The sequence below is a fragment of the Psychrobacter sp. UBA3480 genome (genome assembly GCF_002377945.1).
Taxonomy (GTDB): Bacteria; Pseudomonadota; Gammaproteobacteria; order Pseudomonadales; family Moraxellaceae; genus Psychrobacter.
In genome coordinates, this window is the sequence record NZ_DFQV01000013.1 from 21,343 (window position 1) to 41,344 (window position 20,002).

At 41.0% G+C, this 20,002-nt stretch carries 17 protein-coding genes and 1 tRNA gene; 10 read left to right on the forward strand and 8 right to left on the reverse strand.

Going from position 1 to position 20,002, the window contains the following annotated elements; all coding sequences use genetic code 11:
* Positions 1–12: 12 nt before the first annotated feature.
* Positions 13–1,800: a GspE/PulE family protein gene (locus B2863_RS04820; RefSeq protein WP_296207930.1), complete on the reverse strand. Its 1,788-nt coding sequence runs from the start codon at positions 1,798–1,800 to the stop codon at positions 13–15.
* A 59-nt stretch (positions 1,801–1,859) separates the two neighbouring features.
* Positions 1,860–2,729, reverse strand: coding sequence for a tRNA (N6-threonylcarbamoyladenosine(37)-N6)-methyltransferase TrmO (tsaA, locus tag B2863_RS04825; RefSeq protein ID WP_296207931.1), 870 nt, complete (start codon positions 2,727–2,729; stop codon positions 1,860–1,862).
* Positions 2,730–3,155: 426 nt separating this feature from the next.
* Here tsaA and B2863_RS04830 point away from each other — a divergent pair, with 426 nt between their 5' ends.
* Together B2863_RS04830 and B2863_RS04835 are read left to right on the forward strand one after the other, a co-directional pair.
* Entirely contained in the window at positions 3,156–3,929 is a 774-nt protein-coding gene (locus B2863_RS04830; protein WP_101205461.1) for a ferredoxin--NADP reductase, read from the forward strand.
* 152 nt (positions 3,930–4,081) lie between these two features.
* A tRNA-Leu gene (locus B2863_RS04835) sits at positions 4,082–4,168 on the forward strand.
* Positions 4,169–4,250: 82 nt separating this feature from the next.
* Here B2863_RS04835 and B2863_RS04840 read toward each other — a convergent pair.
* Complete coding sequence (locus tag B2863_RS04840) at positions 4,251–4,496, reverse strand: hypothetical protein (protein ID WP_296207932.1); 246 nt, start codon at positions 4,494–4,496, stop codon at positions 4,251–4,253.
* A 505-nt stretch (positions 4,497–5,001) separates the two neighbouring features.
* On the opposite strand from B2863_RS04840, the gene dinB reads away from it, so the two are divergent.
* The 7 genes from dinB (at position 5,002) to infA (ending at position 13,534) form a co-directional block, all read left to right on the forward strand.
* Positions 5,002–6,087, forward strand: coding sequence for a DNA polymerase IV (gene dinB / locus B2863_RS04845; RefSeq protein WP_296207933.1), 1,086 nt, complete (start codon positions 5,002–5,004; stop codon positions 6,085–6,087).
* A gap of 176 nt (positions 6,088–6,263) precedes the next feature.
* Entirely contained in the window at positions 6,264–7,466 is a 1,203-nt protein-coding gene (gene queA / locus B2863_RS04850; RefSeq protein ID WP_296207935.1) for a tRNA preQ1(34) S-adenosylmethionine ribosyltransferase-isomerase QueA, read from the forward strand.
* A gap of 110 nt (positions 7,467–7,576) precedes the next feature.
* Positions 7,577–9,340 (forward strand): peptigoglycan-binding protein LysM, encoded by a 1,764-nt coding sequence (locus B2863_RS04855; protein WP_296207937.1) that lies wholly within the window; start codon positions 7,577–7,579, stop codon positions 9,338–9,340.
* Positions 9,341–9,391: 51 nt separating this feature from the next.
* Positions 9,392–11,050, forward strand: a complete 1,659-nt coding sequence (locus B2863_RS04860) for a FimV/HubP family polar landmark protein (protein ID WP_296207938.1) — start codon at positions 9,392–9,394, stop codon at positions 11,048–11,050.
* A gap of 163 nt (positions 11,051–11,213) precedes the next feature.
* Entirely contained in the window at positions 11,214–12,314 is a 1,101-nt protein-coding gene (locus B2863_RS04865; RefSeq protein ID WP_296207939.1) for an asparaginase, read from the forward strand.
* A gap of 43 nt (positions 12,315–12,357) precedes the next feature.
* The gene (gene truA, locus B2863_RS04870; protein WP_296207940.1) at positions 12,358–13,191 is read left to right on the forward strand and encodes a tRNA pseudouridine(38-40) synthase TruA; all 834 of its coding nucleotides are present in this window, start codon (positions 12,358–12,360) and stop codon (positions 13,189–13,191) included.
* Between the two features lie 121 nt (positions 13,192–13,312).
* Complete coding sequence (infA, locus tag B2863_RS04875) at positions 13,313–13,534, forward strand: translation initiation factor IF-1 (RefSeq protein WP_021814850.1); 222 nt, start codon at positions 13,313–13,315, stop codon at positions 13,532–13,534.
* A 260-nt stretch (positions 13,535–13,794) separates the two neighbouring features.
* Here infA and B2863_RS04880 read toward each other — a convergent pair whose 3' ends face one another.
* The 5 genes from B2863_RS04880 to leuC all read right to left on the reverse strand — a co-directional run bounded on the left by B2863_RS04880 (position 13,795) and on the right by leuC (position 19,515).
* Positions 13,795–14,916, reverse strand: coding sequence for a L,D-transpeptidase family protein (locus tag B2863_RS04880; RefSeq protein WP_296207941.1), 1,122 nt, complete (start codon positions 14,914–14,916; stop codon positions 13,795–13,797).
* A 363-nt stretch (positions 14,917–15,279) separates the two neighbouring features.
* On the reverse strand, positions 15,280–16,383 hold the full coding sequence (leuB, locus tag B2863_RS04885) for a 3-isopropylmalate dehydrogenase (protein WP_296207942.1): 1,104 nt from the start codon (positions 16,381–16,383) through the stop codon (positions 15,280–15,282).
* A gap of 63 nt (positions 16,384–16,446) precedes the next feature.
* Positions 16,447–17,166, reverse strand: coding sequence for a hypothetical protein (locus B2863_RS04890; RefSeq protein WP_296207943.1), 720 nt, complete (start codon positions 17,164–17,166; stop codon positions 16,447–16,449).
* A 137-nt stretch (positions 17,167–17,303) separates the two neighbouring features.
* On the reverse strand, positions 17,304–17,954 hold the full coding sequence (leuD, locus tag B2863_RS04895) for a 3-isopropylmalate dehydratase small subunit (RefSeq protein ID WP_057759322.1): 651 nt from the start codon (positions 17,952–17,954) through the stop codon (positions 17,304–17,306).
* Between the two features lie 142 nt (positions 17,955–18,096).
* A complete protein-coding gene (gene leuC, locus B2863_RS04900) occupies positions 18,097–19,515 on the reverse strand; it encodes a 3-isopropylmalate dehydratase large subunit (protein ID WP_057759320.1) in 1,419 nt (472 codons plus the stop codon).
* Positions 19,516–19,925: 410 nt separating this feature from the next.
* On the opposite strand from leuC, the gene B2863_RS04905 reads away from it, so the two are divergent.
* Positions 19,926–20,002: LysR family transcriptional regulator (locus tag B2863_RS04905; RefSeq protein ID WP_414706888.1), on the forward strand; the 77-nt coding region annotated here is incomplete at its 3' end.

The following is a 20,002-nucleotide window of genomic DNA, read 5'->3' on the forward strand; positions in this document are numbered from 1 at the left end:
TAATACATGAGACTAATTAAGAGGCACGACTCGCATCACCTCTTCTATGGTTGTCACGCCTTCACTAATACGTTTTGCACCTGATAAACGTAATGGCTGTAGACCTTCACGATAGGCTTGTTGTTTGAGCACATCTAAGTTTGTATCGGCTGCAACCAGTTTTTTTAATTCGTTAGACAACGGCATAATCTCGTATAGGCCGACTCGTCCCTGATAACCAGTGTGTCGACAATGCTCGCAGCCTTGAGCAATATAAATTTGTGCTGGGGCAGGCGCACGCCAAGGCTGTACCAACTCCTGCCATTGAATGGCAACCTCGCTGTCTGGCACAACGTCTACCGCTTTTTTGCAATGCGGGCATAGCGTACGTAACAAGCGCTGTGCCATTACGCCTAAGATAGTCGCTGATGTCAAAAATGGCTGAATACCTAAATCATGCAAACGAGTGATTGAACTTGGCGCATCGTTAGTATGTAGTGTCGAGAGCACTAAATGCCCTGTCAATGAAGCTTGTACTGCCATATTGGCTGTTTCGGCATCACGAATCTCCCCCACCATAATAATATCAGGATCTTGACGCATCAAAGAGCGAATGCCGTCAGCAAAGTTTAGATCGACACCTGGATTTACTTGCATTTGGTTAAATGCAGGTTCAATCATTTCAATAGGATCTTCAATGGTACAGACATTGACTTGTTCAGTCGCTAACTGCTTGAGGGTACTATATAAGGTCGTGGTCTTACCCGAACCTGTAGGCCCAGTGACCAAAATAATGCCGTTTGGATGAGCAGTCAATTCATGCCATGTTTCAAGCTGCTTGCCGGATAGACCAAGCTGAGCGAAGGAACGCACCAGTACTTCAGGATCGAACACCCGCATGACCAACTTTTCACCAAAAGCGGTTGGCATAGTCGACAAACGAAGTTCTGTCTCTAGTCCCTTCGGCGTTCGCGTCTTTAAACGACCGTCTTGTGGTTTACGCTTTTCTGCGACATTTAGCCGCCCTAAAATTTTGATACGTGCGGTCACCGCGACGATGATTGCCAATGGCATCTCATACACCGTATGAAGTACACCATCGATACGGAAGCGCACCTTACCTGTCTCACGGCGTGGCTCTAAATGGATATCACTAGCTCGTTGCTCAAAGGCATATTGCAACAGCCAATCAACCACTCTAACTATATGCTGGTCATTGGCATCAGGGTTGGTATTGTCACCCAATTGCAATAATGCTTCGACATTGGTCACATCGGCAGCTGCACGCTTATGGACACTATTTGCGCCTGCAATCGCTTGGGTGACTTGATAGAACTCTTGCCGATAGCGTTTAATCTGCTCAGGATTGATATAGACCGTACGATAGCTTTTTGACTTAATCAGTTTTTCAATACTTGAGTGCCAGTCAGTATAAAAAGGCTGATCCGTTCCAATAATCACTTCGTCTACAGCGACCTCAATCGGTAAAATATGCTGTGAACGTGCATATTCAAATGACATCAATTGTGTGACCGCAGGGACATCAACTTTTAAAGGGTCAATACGAACTAGAGACATGTCTGCTTTAGCCGCCAACCACTGGTTGAGCCAAGCCAAAGTCAACTTGTTTTCAGCGCTATTGTCCGTCGCATGGCCATTCGGCAAGCCAAATTCACTAATCGTTAGTAAAGGGTGCTGCGCTTTGTCGCGACGGCTAGTAATGACTAGATTATAGCCGCGTTGGTCAATCACTTTATCTGCCAATAGCTCATCTAGACACCAACGCAAATCAATCACTATCGAGTACTGTTGAGCAGACATATCTCTCTTCTTCTATTGTTTTAAAATGTGTTGTCAAAAATAATATCAATGCAAGCCAGCTACACCGCAACCACAGCGATTATCTGTAGCTGTCCTGATTCTATCAACTGAAAACTCACGTCAACCGATTTATAGCGCATAACAAATGGTGTAGCGATCTCTGTCCGTCGATAAGCTGGACGCGGGTCTTGGGCAATTAGCTCTTTGATAATACTCATATCTGAGGCTATCAATTGATTTTGTATACGATGAATCGTAGACGCAACTGTCGCACTATTCGATCCAGTGTTTGCATCTTTGATACTTGTATCATTATTGCTTGTATTATTATTAGCATTACTAGGCTCGCCCGCGCTTACTAGCATCATAAACTGTTCATTAGCGGCATCGGTCACGGTCACAGTTAATACTTCTGGAGCAGTTGGTGCAAATCCACTCTCTGTCTGAATCAGTGCATCACTATAGGCCACATATGGCTTTATATCGATGATTGGCGTGCCATCTATCATATCAGCGCCTTTGATAATTAATAATACACGACCTTGAACTATTTTGACTTGCTCGAGCTTAACGACAGATAGGCCTAGCCCTGAAGGCCGATACATACTGCGACTGGCAAACACCCCTATTTTTTGATTACCGCCCAATCTTGGTGGTCGTACTTGAGCGCGAAAACTAGTACTGGTTTCATTGTTATTTTTATATCGATAATTATAATGAAACTGCCAACTCACCCATATATGACTAAACTTATCCAAACCATCAAATGCAGCTGGCGTATCATATGGCGCTAACATCTCAATGACACTAGTCAGAGCAACCAGGTTTGGCTGGCGCGGCGCACCGAATTTTTGTGAAAGCGGAGCACGGTGATAGCCAACAACAGGAGCTTGATGGTAGTTATCTAACAGGGGATTCTCATCAAGCATAGACCAACTCCAGTAATACAAAACTGGCCTAATAAAGCAGTTTTGCCAAATGATACAAAATTACTCACTAACGATATTCCATTTTATCATGCTAGACAATCACTGCTAGACGGATTTTTATTTTAAAGTTTGGTATTATGAGCAAGAAATTTGATGAGAGTCATTTACATTTGGGCGATATGACCAGTAATGCTGTCATCGTTGACGCAAATTTACTATGTCTAATGACGTAATAGCTGGCTATATATAAGCTGATAAACCAGCTGTATTACGCTTACTCATCATTTACTCGTTCATAAAAATAGCAGTTTCGACAACGATTAAAAGACTGATACGTTTTTATAATGCTCAATTTAACATTGAAAATTCTGATTTAATACTTATTCAAACTTAACACACAAATAACAACTTATTAACGAGGACTTTATGTCAAAACTTCGCACCGAAACGGTCACAGAGGTTCATCACTGGAATGACTCTCTATTTAGTATCAAAACCACTCGTGACGATGGCTTGCGCTTTCGTAATGGCGAATTTGCGATGATTGGACTTGTTGTTGATGGCAAGCCACTATTACGCGCTTATTCAATTGCTAGCCCTAACTATGAAGATCATTTAGAATTCTTTTCTATTAAAGTTCAAGATGGTCCATTAACTTCGCGCTTACAGCATATCAAAGTAGGTGATGAGCTGTTAGTCAGTAAAAAACCAACGGGCACACTAGTATTGGACGACCTGCTACCAGGTAAGAACCTTTACATGCTCTCTACTGGTACTGGTCTTGCTCCGTTCTTGTCACTAGCACGTGATCCTGAAGTGTATGAGCGTTTTGACAAAATCATCTTAGTACATGGCGTACGTCATGTTCATGATTTGGCTTATCGTGAGATGTTTGAAAACGAGCTGCCTAATGATGAAATTTTTGGTGAATGGTATCGCGAAAAATTCATCTATTACCCAACCGTTACACGTGAAGAATTCAGAAACCAAGGACGTGTCACTGATTTGATGAAATCAGGCAAATTGTTCGAAGATATTGGTTTACCGCCAATGAATAAAGACGACGACCGTGTCATGCTTTGTGGCAGCATGCCGTTTAATGCTGAGGTTTCTGCTATTTTAGATGACTTCGGCCTCACTGTTTCCCCACGTATGGGTGTGCAGGCAGATTACGCAGTTGAGCGTGCCTTTGTCGGCTAGAATGATGCTATTTAGCATCATTAGAATAAATGAAAAATTGTATAAAATAATACTTGACGCATGTAAATAGGCTGCTATAATACGCAGCCTATACAGTCAACACTGTAACCCAATTCGGTAATATTTAGTCAATAACTATTATCACCTAACATGCCAGTGTGATGGAATTGGTAGACATGACGGATTCAAAATCCGTTGCCTTTAAAAGCGTGTCGGTTCGAGTCCGACCACTGGTACCATTATTTAGTACAAATTAACCTCCTTTATCGGAGGTTTTTTTGTGCTTATTATTTATATTTTTTTAATAAATTCTTAGCTCGTTTATATCGATACTTCAAATGGCATGACAGCGCTTATCTTAATCGGTACCGCATAACTCCATGGCATGCCAGCACTACAATAAAAACATCCATCATTAAATGACACAATATAGGCTGTAAAATCATTACCACACTGATCCATCATCGCTTGTTCATCGCTTTCATCACACACTGCGCACCATATCTTTTTATCACCCCGCGCTAGCATTGCTCGTGTTAAATCGCTCCCTTTTAATTCATGACTCATCATCAGCTCCTTAATTATCTTGAACTTTCTCATTACTATTTTTTAGAAAGTTAATTTACCAGTACTCAATTTATAAGTTTGGTATGAGCTATAAACAATGTCTTATCAGGTAAATACAATTCCTATAAAAGACCATTTATTACTTTCATAACTATTGATTATCGTGGTTAATATATTGTAAAACGATAGCATTAGAACTGTAACATACAACTATAATATTCATGATGGAAGGCGATAATATTCAGACAGGCGGTATGGAAAATCTGAAAAACTTAAGGTATGTACCATACAGAACATCTATTAGTAAACATATGTTAACTATATTTAATTTATTAGTATTTTAACGTCATATATATCTGACTATTAACCTTACACTATATTTAATTATTGATATATAAATTATTCGCATATTGCCATATTTTTATGGTTCTATATCCGAAAAACCCCTTTACCGTTTAATAATCGATACTGAAATAAAAGTATTGAGTGATGTAAAATATTAATAATGAAAACTCCTACAGCATCCAGTCCACGTAAAATCATTCATATAGACATGGATGCGTTTTATGCCAGTGTAGAACAACGTGACTTCCCAGAATTACGGGGCAAACCACTAGTGGTTGGTGGAGATCCAAATGGTCGCGGTGTTGTAGCAGCGGCTAGCTATGAGGTACGTCAGTTTGGAGTGCGCTCAGCCATGTCTTGTTATGAGGCTCGCAAACGTTGTCCAGAAGTCATATTTGTCAGACCACGTTTTGAAGTATATCGAGCTGTTAGCAGCGATATTCGCAATATCATGTACAGCTTAACGCCTCATGTTGAGCCATTATCGCTAGATGAAGCTTATCTTGATGTCACTGGTCTTACCGTACATAAAGGCTCAGCAACATTGATGGCCAACTGGTTAAGAGCACAAATATTACAACATACAGAATTGACCGCTTCTGCTGGCGTGTCTTTCAACAAGATGCTGGCCAAGATTGCCTCTGACATCAACAAGCCTAACGGCACCGCTATTATCACACCAGAAGACGCTGATGCTTTTATCAGTACACTACCTATTGAACGATTTCATGGAATAGGTAAAGCAACGGCAAGACGATTACATGCGATGGGCGTGACTAATGGTGCTGATCTACGCCGTATGTCAGCCGATGTATTGATTAATGAGTTTGGTAAGCGAGGACAGTTTTATCATGATATCGCTCATGGTCGGGATGAACGCGCTGTCAAATCTGAGCGCCTGCATAAGTCTGTTGGTTCGGAGACTACTTTTAGAGAAAACCTAAGTGATGACACGGCATTACGTGTACAAATCTATGAACAAAATGCTGATGCCTTCGCGCAACTGCACAAAAAAAATCTCATCGCTCATACTATAACGCTCAAGGTTAAGTATGCCGACTTTACTCAGATTACCCGTACGCACACGCTAACCACCGCTTTTAGTAGTGCTGAATCTGCACATTACTGGTTAGACAAGTTATTCTTAGATATTCCGCGCCAGCTCCCTATCCGATTAGTCGGGGTCACTTTTTCGTCATTGATACCTGCAGCCCAACTATTGCCTCAATTAAATTTATTTGAGTAAAATAAGCAAAGACTAACGTAATATACATTAGAACAGTTGAAAACTATTACTTTTGCTTAGGCTATTTAAGTGATTCAAATATGTTTTGTGCACGGTGACTACTTAGTAAAGCAACCTTTTATAGCAGTATTTCTGCTACAATTATGCCAAAATCTCTATCCATTTAAAGACTGATTATGACCAACGCTCACACTGCATCTTCCGATTCTAATACTCCGCTTGATACCAATAACAATAGTGACGTCTTAGATTATCTAAGCGTGGAAGATTACGACTATGACCTACCAGATCGTTTGATTGCGCGATATCCATTAGCGCAGCGTTCTGCTTCAAAACTTTTGTACTTGCCTGCTCACACTGACACAAATGCTACGCCTGTAGAAGACTGTTTGTTTTCTGAGTTGCCTGAATTATTAGATGCTGGAGACCTGATTGTATTTAATGATACAAAGGTGATGAAGGCACGCCTATTCGGTCAGAAAGATACTGGCGGTAAACTTGAGGTTTTGATTGAGCGATTGGTTACTGTCTCAGACTTAGATATAACAACACTGCATTTACAAGATTCAGATAATGAGTCAGTCAACCAAGAACATATTGCCCTTTGCCATGTAAAAGCCAGTAAAGCACTAAAACTTGGTCAACGTTTTCAACTGGCCGATGGTCATATGAGTGGCGCAATGATTGGTCGTCAGGACAACTTGTTTATTTTAGCCTTTGATGCACCAATTTTGCCTGATTTAGAAATTTATGGTGAGCTACCTATCCCGCCCTACTTTGAACGTCATGCTGACGATACTGATAATACTCGTTATCAAACGGTGTTTCATGATCCTGCTAAGCTTGCAAGTGTCGCTGCACCGACAGCAAGTTTGCATTTCGATGACTTGGTGCTCAATAAGTTGGCAGAAAAAGGCATCAATACTGCTTTTGTGACATTGCATGTTGGCGCTGGTACCTTTGCACCAGTTAAAACAGACAACCTACTCAATCATACTATGCACAGTGAGTATGCACATCTACCACAAGCAACTGCTGAGCTGATTAATAAAACGCATGCAAATGGTAATAAGGTCATCGCGATTGGTACCACAGTGACTCGCGTCCTTGAAACGGCGTATCAAAAAACGGCTATCAATGGGCAAGCACTCTCTAGCTGGTCAGGCGACACGGACATCTTTATTTATCCAGGGTTTAAATTCGGTGTCATTGATCGACTGTTAACAAACTTTCATTTACCCAAATCGACGTTGCTAATGTTGGTATCAGCTTTTTCTGGCAAAGCATCGATTGAACATGCCTATCAACATGCTATTAAAAAAGAATATCGATTCTTTAGTTATGGTGATGCTATGTTACTTGACAAGAAAATAAGCTGAACATTAAATAAACATTTATGCATTGGACGCAACAGTTGTGAAATAAACTGGTAAACTAAACCGTACTTTGTTATAACAGCAAAGATAACTTATTTTGTAAAGGACTGCTCATGTCTTGTCATTTATCTCGTCGCTTGACTCCTGTACATCGCGCGGTATCGATGGCATTACTTTATTCTGTAGGTTTGGCCGCTATTATTCCAAGCGTGCAAGCGGCAACTATAGGTAAGACAGTCGTTAGCTCAGCTCAACATGAACCGTTGAGCGCAAGTATCGTGGTCACCGACATACGAGCGTCTGATTTTTCAGCAAGCTTGGCCAATCCAGTTATCTATCAACAGATGGGATTGACGCCGACTGATTCAATGAATGTGCGTTTTCAAGCAACTTCAGCAACCAGTGGTCAGGTATTAATCAGCACATCACAGCCTGTGTCCAAGCCTTTTGCTGATTTAGTTTTATCTATCAATGATAATGGACAGCGAAATATTGTACCAAAAACATTATTGATGCCGTTAAACGATAGTCTACCGATTAATAAGACTCCAGAAAACATGGTCAAAGGTACAAAAAAACCTAATTTACCTAGTGTTTCTGCAAGCACAGTCAAACCGTTAACCGTAAGAAAAGGTGCGCCACCGCCACTAATATCAGTATCTAACACTGCTGAAAACCAACCAGCTCTAGCAAACATAGCAGCAGTTGATTCTTCTATTTCCAGATCAGTATCTAACATACAAGCCCCGACAGTGACAGCTACTTCGCAGACTAGCAATCTTACTTACGCACCTAGTCGGCTTGATAATGGGCGTTTAAATAGTGATTCTGATATAAAAAATACTATCAGTAATGCAAAGAATACTGATAACGGCCTTAGTTCATCAAACCGTTTAGATAGCAGTGCTTTGAGTGCGAATAACAGCACTGAACCTACGAAAGCTATTGACAACGATAGCGATAAGGCAAGTATAAAAAGTACTCCAATATTAGATAAAGTATTAATTGATAAACCACTCGACACTCTAAATATTCAAGTCATACGGCAGATACAGCCGAGTCGTAAGAAAACAGATGCTGATACATCACCCGTACCTACTCCAACTACTAGCATCATAGCAAGCAATACTGAGAACAATGATACTAGTGTCATTGCAGCTTCTATTGACAATACAACTTCGAAAACTCCTAATAGCGCTATTAATAATACGTCTTCAAATGACATAGCAATAGATAGTTCGACAGTTAATCAATACCAAGTACAACGTAACGATAGTCTATGGATCATTGCCCAACAGATAGCGCAAGAAAATAACCTAGATACTTCAACTGTGATGAAGCAAATTCAAACACAAAACCCTGATGCCTTTATCAATAGAGATGCGGACCAATTAAAAGCAGATGCTAAGCTCAGTCTACCCAGTTACGATGTCATACCGTCACAGAAAAATCTAGAAGCGGCCATCGATGCACAAAGACAATATATTCGTAGAGCAAATACGGCTGCAATGCAAAAAACAGCTCAAAAACCTATTAAGAAACCATCCAAAAGCACTCAAACAGTCAAGGCTAAACGTCCTAAGAAAGTAGTGATTACTAAAACGCAAATATTACCAAAAGCGCAGTTTTCTGTGCTTGCGCCCGGGCGAGACGGTAATGCAGATGGAACTCAAACGAAATCAGCTTCAAATACTGGGAGTGGTTTGAGCACCGATATACTGGCAACTCTGAAAGCCACAAGGCAGAAAACTGCAGCACAAGCTCAGCGTTTATCAAGTACTAGTAACGCTCTTAATAGTTATACTAAAAAGCTTCAACTACAGAATCAAAAACTGGCTGAGCTACAAGCTCGTCTTAAAAAATTACGTAATCAATAATTGTCTGGTTGATCAACACAATAGATTGTGATCACAGGCGTAGGAGTAACTATGGACAATATGCTATATATCATCGCTGGATTGGTACTTATTTTATTAGTAGCTGGTTTTTTATTACGCAAAAATAAAGCTCAAAAATCGTCAGCACAATTGCCTACAAATTCAGAAAGAAACACAATTACCCCAACGTCAAAAGTAGATTATGGTGCTCCTACCCAAAATATTGCAATTGATGAGAATAAATTCGATCACGTTACCATTGCTCAGCGTTTTATGGATCAGCAACGTTATGATAAAGCAATTGAAACTCTCAAACGCGGTTTAAGTGACAAACCTAATGATGGAGCACTTTCTCTTAAGTTACTAAGCATATACGCTACGATAGATCAGCCAAAAGACTTTAATAATGTTTATGAGTCTATAAAAACTCATAATGATAGTAAGACTATCGCTCAAGCAGACGAGATAAGAAATTTATCTTTCGATGAATTAGAACCTGCCGCTGTGCAAACGCTAGCAACAGATAATGCTAACAATGATTTTGGTGGTATCGACTTCGATTTGCCTATTAGTCAAACTGATAACATCGATGCAGCAAGCCATCAGTCAATTGAAGAAGAAGAAAATAATGATATTGCAATAAGTGAGCCTATCGACAGCTTAGAAGTGTCAGACGAAGTTAACAATATTAGTCCTACTACCGAAACTTCGAATGATAGCTTTGATCTGACGCTTAGCGATTTAGAGAATGATTTCGATGCGCCTAATACGACAAATGAAACGCCTGTCATACCATTGGATAACGTAAACGACAAAGGTTTAGAGACTTCTGCTAACGATAATATTAGTAATAATGAAGATGATGAACTCAGTGACTTTGAGTTTGACTTTGATTCATTTGATGATACTTCGAATGAATCAACTATAGACACTAATCTCTCACATAATGACAATGAGAAAGCAGTACTAGAAGAAGATGATTTTATCTTAGACTTCGACGATCTATCAGCCGATGTAGATGAAGATATAGCCGTAACTAGTGAAGAAGATTCTAATACAGAAGAACACTCTATCGATACTATTCAAAACAGTGAGGATGACTTTGCTTTATCTCTAGATAACCTAGATACATCGGATAATATAGATACTACCTTAAGTGATGAACTACCTACTACTGAAACAAATAGTGATATCGATAACTTTATTTTTGAGGATATTGACTTTGAAGACAATGCCTCCGAAAACACTACTCTTAAAGAAAACAGCTTTGCAGATATTAACCTTGAGGAACCGTTACTCAATAATGATATCAAGGTTAATGATGTTGAAGAATCGAATGTCGCACCTACTGCATCATTGAGGTTTGATGACAATACGCTGATAGACGATGATTTTAATATTGACGATGCTGATTCTCTATTTGGCGCTCCATCGGCCACTACCCCAGTCTCTACAGCTGCGCCAGTTGAGAGTGACACTTCTATCACGCCTCAAGAGGCTGAATCAGCAGAAGATTTTTCTTCACGTTTCGCAGCAGATTTTGATTTCGTAAAATCATTAGACAGTAATCAAGTGACGTTAGACTTAGCAGATCAATATTTACAGCTGGGTGAATATGACAGTGCAAAGCGTCTACTCAATGAGGTGATAGCTCAAGGTAATAGTGAACAGAAACAGCAAGCACAGTTACTACTTGAACGTACTGCGTAGTTAACAGTCTAGTCTCTCATCAGCAAGTACTTCCTAATCACGGGATGCTTGCTGATTTTTTTTGCATTTAACTCTAATACTATCTATTATTGAACCCTTTAGCCATCGTTGCTCAATTCTCCAGCACCTCTTTTCTTCCATACTTGTTTACTGTGTTGATACTATGCCATCTTCTGTTATGCTCAAAAATCTATCCGATCCTATTCAACTGATTTATGCTGGTGGTACCTTCGGTAGCTACGGCAGACCTTTAGCGCCATTATCAGCAGAAGTGTTTTTGCCTACTCTACAAAAACTTTTATCTGCACAAGATAGTACGAATAATTTACCAACAATCTCATGGTTAGAAAACACCCTGATCAAAGACAGCAGCCAACTTACTCCTAGCGACTTTACCCATTTCTATCAACTACTACTAAATGCTTATGCCAAAGGTGATAGACGCTTTGTACTCATTACTGGCACGGATACGTTGAGTTACTTAGGCGCATTTTTAGCAGAAGCGTTTGCAGGTAGTGATATTTGTATTGTTCTGACCGCAAGTATGCGCCCATTATTAGACAGTGAAATATTGCACTCCTATAACATCGATGAACATAGCGATGCTTGGGGCAATCTCAACGACTCATTAAAACTAGCCACTGCTGGTGAATCAGGCGTGAAAATTAGTTTTGGCGGCGAATCATGGCCTGCTCAAACGGTACAAAAAATTCACAGCCATGATCTGATGGCATTTACTGGTCATTCCCGCGCCGCTTATCCAGCCAATAGCTATATAAAAAATCTACCTGACACGCGTAGGCAACATTGGCTTGATGATCAACAAGACTTGCTATCCAGTATTAAAACACGCGCTGAAAATGCGAGTGTTCATGCGCTATATTGCCTACCTAACGATGTTTCGATGATAAACAACCAGCTACAAGCTTTATTGTCGCAGCCACCATGTGGCATTATTCTATTGGGATTTGGCGCCGGTAACATCCCTTACTCAGCTGCACTAGCAGAGACACTGACCCTTGCTCATGAACGTGGACATATGGTGATATCAGCCAGTCAATGTCCGTTTGGCGGTGTCAGCGATAGCTATGCAGCAGGTAGTTGGCAGTACGAGCATCATGTTATTGCTGGTGGGCGTTTGACCATACCTGCTATTTATGCCCGATTACTATGGTTGCTACTTCGCTATGATAGTCCTGCAAGACGTAGACAGCGTTGGTTGAATAATGTCAATCAAACTGGCACTAGCATCAAGAAGCGCTAAGCGACTTTTAATTAATTCCCATTTTATAAGTTTAGAAACCCTAATGTCTGAGACTGAAATTATTGAAACTGAACCAACCTACACTTTAGCGATTGCCATTGAGTTCTTAGGAACTCATTATCATGGCTGGCAACGACAACGAGAGGTTTTGGGTGTACAAGAAGCCTTAGAGACAGCTATCGGCAAAGTGGCTAACGAGCCTGTAGAAGTCATCGCAGCTGGGCGTACTGACGCCAGCGTCCATGCGAGCAATATGATTGCCCATTTTACAACTCATGCGTATCGCCCTACTCATAACTGGTTGCGCGGTGTAAACAGCCTACTCCCTGATGATATTGCTCTACGCTGGATACAACCCATGCCAGCTGACTTTCACGCACGTTTTGGTGCCATTGCTCGTCGCTATCGTTATATTACGCTCAACCAAGCGCAGCGCCCTGCCATACTAAATCATCAAGTGACTCATATCTATGAACCGCTTGATTTAGAAGCCATGCAGCAAGCAGCAGCTGATATCGTCGGTACACACGATTTTAGCAGTTACCGTGCTGCAGCCTGTCAATCCAATCAACCAGTGCGTACGATTAGCCATGCAAACCTTTTTGCTCATGGTCAATTTATCGTTTTTGATATACAAGCAGATGGGTTTTTACATCATATGGTTCGCAATTTGATGGGTACATTGTATGCCATTGGTAGACATGAGCTAGAACCAGCAGATTTTTTGAATATTCTGCATAAAAAAGATCGAACAATTGCACCACCTACGGCTTCAGGTGATGGATTATATTTTATCAATGCCTATTATCCTGAACGTTTTCAAAGCTTATTGCCAGATGCGCCATTAACGCCTGTCTGGTTAAATCTACCTGATTAAATCAATATCATTTGGCATACATATCACTTACATGCTGTCAAGTCAAAAGCAGGTTCGTATTGCTTTAATCCACTAACTTACGTATAATATGGGCTTATTTTTTAATTGATTGATACAAATTATGGCAAAAGACGATATTATTGAATTTGAAGGCGAAGTCATTGATACCCTTCCTAATACTTTGTTCAAAGTTCGTTTAGAAAACGGGCACGAAATCATTGCGCATATTTCTGGTAAGATGCGTAAGCATTATATTCGTATCTTGACAGGTGATAAGGTTAAAGTTGAAATGACACCTTATGACCTATCTAAAGGCCGTATCACCTACCGTGGTAAAAACTAAATACTGACTGACCAATATGGTTATGAAAGTATTAGCATTGGTAAGATACAGCCAATAGCCGAATAGCTACGTTATCGCTGATAGCTGATATGACGCTTGGGTAGTGAAACTGATAATAATAATGAAAATGCTAATCTGCTCATTATTGCCTATCAATATTTTAGTTATTTAGTATTGACTGTTTCTACTTACCACAAAAAATACCGCTAGATTTTAGCGGTATTTTTTTGTCCATTTTTTATGATTTAGTACTGCCGTGTCTAACTAAACTCGACAGTTGCGCTGTTTTTTATTACTCCAAGCAGACTAAGCGCATCCCAGTTGGTCAAACGCACACAACCTGCTGATGCTTGACGACTGATACGAGCAGGATCTGGTGATCCATGAATGCCATAAGTCGGTTTGCTAAGCCCAATCCATACCGAACCCACTGGATTGTTAGGACCTGGCGGAATGATCAACTTGCTACCGTCATTGGCCGTATAAGTATAGTTGGGCTCGTGCACCTTTACCTTGACAGTATGCGTACCTGTTGGGGATGGTGTCGCTGTACTGCCCACTGTCGTCGGATAGCTAGCGATCAAATTGTTGTTCTCATCATATGCGTAGAGTGTTTCAGTGGCTTTATCAGCGACAACGCGATGCACAGGCTTAGTGTTAGGATTGCCAGGGTTATATACCGTGATAATTTCACCAGCAGTAAAACTAGCATCAGGATTAAGCGACTTTAAATATTTCTCACTAATATGAAACTTCTCTGCCAACGCCTCAGTAATGCTTTCGTAGTACATCCCCTCAAGTTTGGATTTGGCAACAGAATCAGCAGGTATGGTTGTGGTTTTGACATTCACATCTGCTTCAGTGAGCTGATAGCTGACTAGCACTGGTTGAGTTGTGAGCTTCTCATTCTTGGTCAGCGCTTGCCACGTCTCATTGTTCAACGTATCGGTTACGTCTAAACCATTTACTTTTTGGAACGCCTGCATGGCTTTGCGAGTATTTTTGCCCCAGTACCCATCAACAGGCCCTACTCCGTTGTGATGCCAGTTTAATAGAGCCTGCAGCTTTGTTCCTATATTACGATCGATCTCTGCATCTGCCGTCCAAGTGACATTGTTTACTTTTTTTGAATTGTCAGATAGGTTCTCAGTTGTGTATTTAATAGTAGGCAGTAGCTTATTCAATGAAGTCGCGGCTTTACTATCTCCTGTTAATTTTTGACTTACGCCATTAGTCACTGGACTGACTTCTGCCGGAGACTTGACGCTATTACTTACGCTCACACTGTTCGTTGGTTCTGCTGCAATACTTTGCCCCATGAATAGTAAGCTAGAGAGACTAACCACTGTCAATGCTTTACTGATTCTTGTTAATTGATACATGTAACGCTCCTAATTTAAGAAATTCTATTTTTATTTTCAGTTTTCAAATACTACAGTCTTTAAATTCTATATAACTTGATTTCGTTAATCTTACGTTTACTCTTATGCTTCTGCTAAAAGCAAAAGATTTTGAGTTTTTTACGAGTCATCAATATTGTCATATTACCTTGTGAGCATATAACAGCTTTGTGTTAAAAGGAGCTTCGTTGTACAGCGTCTCTGTTAATAAGGTGCTTGTAGATAAGCTTTGCTAATAGATAAATGATAAAAAACCCATAAGCCACTTGATAGCTTATGGGTATATAACATGCAAAATAAGACTGTGGAATGCTATATAGGAATAGCCTTTAAGCGCAAGTTAGTTTAAATCAGTTTGGCCAAGACCGCTTGACCCATTTCTTTGCAGCCTACCTGCTTAAGTCCAGCTTCACTGCTATCTAAAATATCAAGCGTACGTAAACCATCATCAAGCACATCACTGACTGCCTGCTCAATTGCTTGTGCCACATCTTCTTGCTTAAAGGTATAACGCAGCATCATAGCAACAGATAAGATAGTCGCTAATGGGTTGGCTTTATCTTGTCCTGCGATATCAGGTGCTGAACCATGACACGGCTCATACATGCCATTACCTGACTCATCTAAGCTCGCTGATGGCAACATCCCGATTGATCCTGTTAACATCGCAGCTTCATCAGATAGGATATCGCCAAACATATTTCCCGTCACCATGACATCGAACTGCTTAGGATCTTTAATCAACTGCATGCAAGCATTGTCAGCATACATATGTGATAGCGCCACATCGCTATAGTCAGCTTGCTGCATCTCGATCATCGTCTGTTTCCACAGCTCGGTGACTTCTAACACATTAGCTTTATCAACTGAACATACCTTAGCTGCTGTGCCTGCTGCTTGCGCACGCGTTTTTGCTAATTCAAAGGCAACTTTACCAATGCGCTGAATCTCACTTGTGCTATACACCATCGTGTTATAGCCCTGCTGCTCACCGTTTTCTAATGTGCGGATACCACGAGGCTCACCAAAATAGATACCGCCTGTTAGCTCACGAACGATCAATAGATCTAAACCTGAGATAATTTCAGGTTTGATACTTGAGGCATTAGCCAACTGTGGATAGAGCTTGGCTACGCGTAGGTTGGCAAATAAACCAAGCTCACCACGGATTTTCAATAGACCACGTTCAGGGCGTTTACTACGCTCGATTGCATCCCATTTAGGACCACCAACTGCACCTAGCAATACGGCATCTGCGGCGCGAGCACGAGCCAATGTCTCATCTGGCAAAGGCTCACCAGTTGCATCAATAGCTATACCGCCAATCAATCCAGACTCAAGCGTTAAATCAAGTGAAAACTTATCATTGACAGCCTTGAGCACGTCAATGGCTTGGGTCATAATTTCAGGGCCAATACCATCACCCGCTAATGTTAAAATCGTTGCCATACTGATCCTTTTGGAAATATTTTTATTGGTTGATTATATTTTCGAGCTTTTTATACTCATATTTTATACTGCCATTTTTTTGACTTTAGGTGCTGATGTCACTGCTTTGGCCATACCCGTCTCTACAAACTCGCCTTGATGCTCAGCGTCTAGTTGCTTACAGAATCGGCGCTGTACTTGAGTACCTTGCAATAGCTCAATACATAAAGGCTCAGGTGATGCTGTGTCCAATAGACTGCCTGATTTTTCGCTGCTCTTCTTTTGATAAGCACGTAACTGATAGGTACCTGCTTCAGTGAAATCATGAATCATCGCAAAACGCTCAACATAGCCCATGTTATTCTCTGGATAAAAATTCACATGTACCTCGTGTTTGGCAGGCATGACCCGTGCATAATAGTTGGTCAATCCTGGCATACTCGAAGGTGCTAACGGCACAACTTTTATGGCATTTTTATTGACGAGTGGTGTCATATCCATATTCATCGATGTTTTTGCCATACCTTCTTGACGTGGTAAGGCTGTCATAATCTGAGGATTGATTGGCTCGTGACTGTTGGGCGCAATAATGAGCGTTTTATCTATCTGCACAATTTCGCAATGATATGTACCCACACATGCAATATTTACTTCACCAACGATAGGTTTGATTTTACCCACCCATGCTTCAGCACTCTCTGCCTCATTTATTTTTTGATAGCCCGTCAATAGCTGACAGCCTGACAATAATAAGCTTGCAGCAACAATTGTACTTGTCCATAGAGCATAACGTTTTGTATTCATAATGGCGGCTACTATTCAAGAGAGATAATAAAATGTAGTGAAAAACTACCCTTCATTTTAGACAGTTCACCGCCATAACTCAACGCTGCGTTGCGACTACTCATAGTTTTATGAGCAGTAGATTATAAAATGACCTTCTACGCTCTTACGTCGTTAAATATCCACGGTGTTTTTTGCATCATTTGTTGCTCGTAATCTTTGATAGCATCACTTTGTTGCAAGGTTAGACCAATATCATCAAGTCCGTTTAATAAGCAATGTTTGCGAAAGGCATCTACTTCAAAGGCATACTCTTCGCCAGTTGGTGTGATAACGACTTGACGCTCAAGATCCGCGGTCAACTCATAGCCTTCGTTATCGAACGTTGCTTTCATTAACGTATCTACAATCGCTTCATCCAACACAATCGGCAACATGCCATTTTTGAAACAGTTATTATAGAAAATATCTGCAAAGCTAGGCGCAATTACCGTACGGAAACCATACTCTGATAACGCCCAAGGTGCATGCTCACGACTAGAGCCACAGCCAAAGTTTCTGCGTGCCAACAAGATAGTAGCGCCTTGATAACGTGGCTTATTCAATACAAAGTCTGGATTGATGACTCGTGTACTGTTGTCTTGACCAGGATAACCTTCGTCAAGATAGCGCCAATCATCAAATAGATTTACGCCAAAACCTGTACGTTTAATAGACTTTAAAAACTGTTTTGCGATAATTTGGTCGGTATCGACGTTTGCGCGATCTAACGGGCAAACGATACCTGTTTGGGTGTTATAAGCTTGCATAAAATTTCCTATCAATTATATTTTTGCTGGCTGATGATTTTGATAAGCGTATTAAACAGTAAATAATTTTTTACCATCTTTGACACCATGCTCATATATTTATCGTTCATACAAGCATGATGTCAGCTACTTACTATCAGTCTTAAAACGTACGAACATCCACAAAATGTCCTGCCAACGCGGCGGCAGCTGCCATTGCTGGGCTTACCAAATGCGTACGACCACCATTACCCTGACGACCTTCAAAATTACGATTCGACGTTGAGGCACAGTGCTCTTGCGGCTCAAGTTTGTCTGCATTCATTGCCAGACACATTGAGCAACCCGGCTCACGCCATTCAAAACCAGCTTCGGTAAATAACGTATCCAATCCTTCAGCCTCTGCTTGCAACTTCACCTGTCCAGAACCTGCAACAACGATCGCTTCTTTTACGTTATCAGCAACTTTGCGACCTTTGATTACCGCTGCCGCATCACGTAAATCTTCGATTCGTGAATTGGTACATGAACCGATAAATATACGATCAAGTTGGATATCCGTAATTTTCTGACCAGCTTCTAGCCCCATATAAGTATAAGCGCGTAACCAGCCTTCTTCTTGAGCTTCATCAATGGCTTGATCTGGTGTCGGTACAGATTGCGTGATATCTACCACCATCTCAGGCGATGTACCCCAAGATACCTGTGGTGCGATCTGACTACCGTCGATTTCTACCACAGTATCAAATACCGCGTCATCGTCTGAATATAGTGTACGCCAGTAGGCTTCCGCTTGTTCCCATTGTGCTTCGCTTGGCGCATATGGACGACCTTTGACATAATCAATCGTCGTGTCATCGACCGCAACCATACCGACGCGCGCGCCTGCTTCAATCGCCATGTTACAGACGGTCATGCGACCTTCCATACTCATGTCTTCGAACACTTGACCTGCAAATTCAATCGCGTGTCCTGTTCCACCTGCTGTGCCGATCTTTGCAATAATAGCTAACACCACATCTTTTGAAGTGACGCCAGCACCAAGTTGACCAGTGACGCGAATCTGCATATTTTTTGATTTCTTTTGAATCAAACACTGCGTTGCCAATACATGCTCAACTTCAGAGGTCCCGATACCATGAGCCAAGCAGCCAAGTGCTCCGTGGGTCGCTGTATGCGAGTCACCGCAAACAACTGTCATACCCGGCAAGACCAAACCTTGCTCTGGACCGACCACGTGCAAAATACCTTGACGCGCATCATTGATAGTAAATTCAGCAATATCAAACTTGGTGCAGTTATCGTCCAAAGTGACAACCTGCAAGCGTGATACCTTGTCTTTAATCCCAGGCACCCCTTCTAGGCGCTCTTTAGTGACGGTCGGCACATTATGATCTGGACTGGCAATGTTAGCCGATAAACGCCATGGCGCTCTATTTGCCAACTCTAATCCTTCAAATGCTTGTGGACTCGTCACTTCGTGCAACAGATGGCGGTCGATATAAATCAGGCTCGAACCATCGTCGCGCTTGGTGACTTCGTGAGCGTTCCAAAGTTTGTCATATAACGTTTGACCAGCCATGTTGCTATCCTTTATAGGTTACTAATTACTTAATTTTTACTTACTTGCAAATTGCCAAGCTAAGATTCTATGTAAATGCTATGTCTATCTATAATGTCTAATAATTACTGTCGTATCTAAAACTTAAATATTATTTCTTTATGAGACCCAACATATGCCTAAAATTAACGCTTAAAATACGTTTTAAAAGGTAAATAACCAATTTTTTAGAATAAATATGTCACAATACGCCTCGATGTCTTGTGATTATAGCAGGCAAATCCTATAATAATAATTGATGATTTTTAACCAGACGCAAACTTTTATTTCTAATACGTTGTGATTGGGTCAGCCAACTTTTATTTATAGCTCGTAAAGTAGCTAAGGACATTCGTTTGAACACCACAAACTTGACGACATTCGTTACCGTTATGCACACTGGCAGTATCTCAGGCGCCGCAGAAAAGCTGTTTATCACGCAGCCTGCTGTCAGCAAACGTATCAAAAA

Bases quoted from the DNA above. Each gene is read 5' to 3' on its own strand.
- B2863_RS04840 (WP_296207932.1), bottom strand. From the start codon at position 4,496: ATGAGTCATGAATTAAAAGGGAGCGATTTAACACGAGCAATGCTAGCG.
- B2863_RS04880 (WP_296207941.1), bottom strand. From the start codon at position 14,916: ATGTATCAATTAACAAGAATCAGTAAAGCATTGACAGTGGTTAGTCTC.
- B2863_RS04830 (WP_101205461.1), top strand. From the start codon at position 3,156: ATGTCAAAACTTCGCACCGAAACGGTCACAGAGGTTCATCACTGGAAT.
- leuB (WP_296207942.1), bottom strand. From the start codon at position 16,383: ATGGCAACGATTTTAACATTAGCGGGTGATGGTATTGGCCCTGAAATT.
- infA (WP_021814850.1), top strand. From the start codon at position 13,313: ATGGCAAAAGACGATATTATTGAATTTGAAGGCGAAGTCATTGATACC.
- leuD (WP_057759322.1), bottom strand. From the start codon at position 17,954: ATGCAAGCTTATAACACCCAAACAGGTATCGTTTGCCCGTTAGATCGC.
- truA (WP_296207940.1), top strand. From the start codon at position 12,358: ATGTCTGAGACTGAAATTATTGAAACTGAACCAACCTACACTTTAGCG.
- B2863_RS04865 (WP_296207939.1), top strand. From the start codon at position 11,214: ATGCCATCTTCTGTTATGCTCAAAAATCTATCCGATCCTATTCAACTG.
- B2863_RS04855 (WP_296207937.1), top strand. From the start codon at position 7,577: ATGTCTTGTCATTTATCTCGTCGCTTGACTCCTGTACATCGCGCGGTA.
- leuC (WP_057759320.1), bottom strand. From the start codon at position 19,515: ATGGCTGGTCAAACGTTATATGACAAACTTTGGAACGCTCACGAAGTC.
- B2863_RS04820 (WP_296207930.1), bottom strand. From the start codon at position 1,800: ATGTCTGCTCAACAGTACTCGATAGTGATTGATTTGCGTTGGTGTCTA.
- queA (WP_296207935.1), top strand. From the start codon at position 6,264: ATGACCAACGCTCACACTGCATCTTCCGATTCTAATACTCCGCTTGAT.
- B2863_RS04860 (WP_296207938.1), top strand. From the start codon at position 9,392: ATGGACAATATGCTATATATCATCGCTGGATTGGTACTTATTTTATTA.
- B2863_RS04890 (WP_296207943.1), bottom strand. From the start codon at position 17,166: ATGAATACAAAACGTTATGCTCTATGGACAAGTACAATTGTTGCTGCA.
- tsaA (WP_296207931.1), bottom strand. From the start codon at position 2,729: ATGCTTGATGAGAATCCCCTGTTAGATAACTACCATCAAGCTCCTGTT.
- dinB (WP_296207933.1), top strand. From the start codon at position 5,002: ATGAAAACTCCTACAGCATCCAGTCCACGTAAAATCATTCATATAGAC.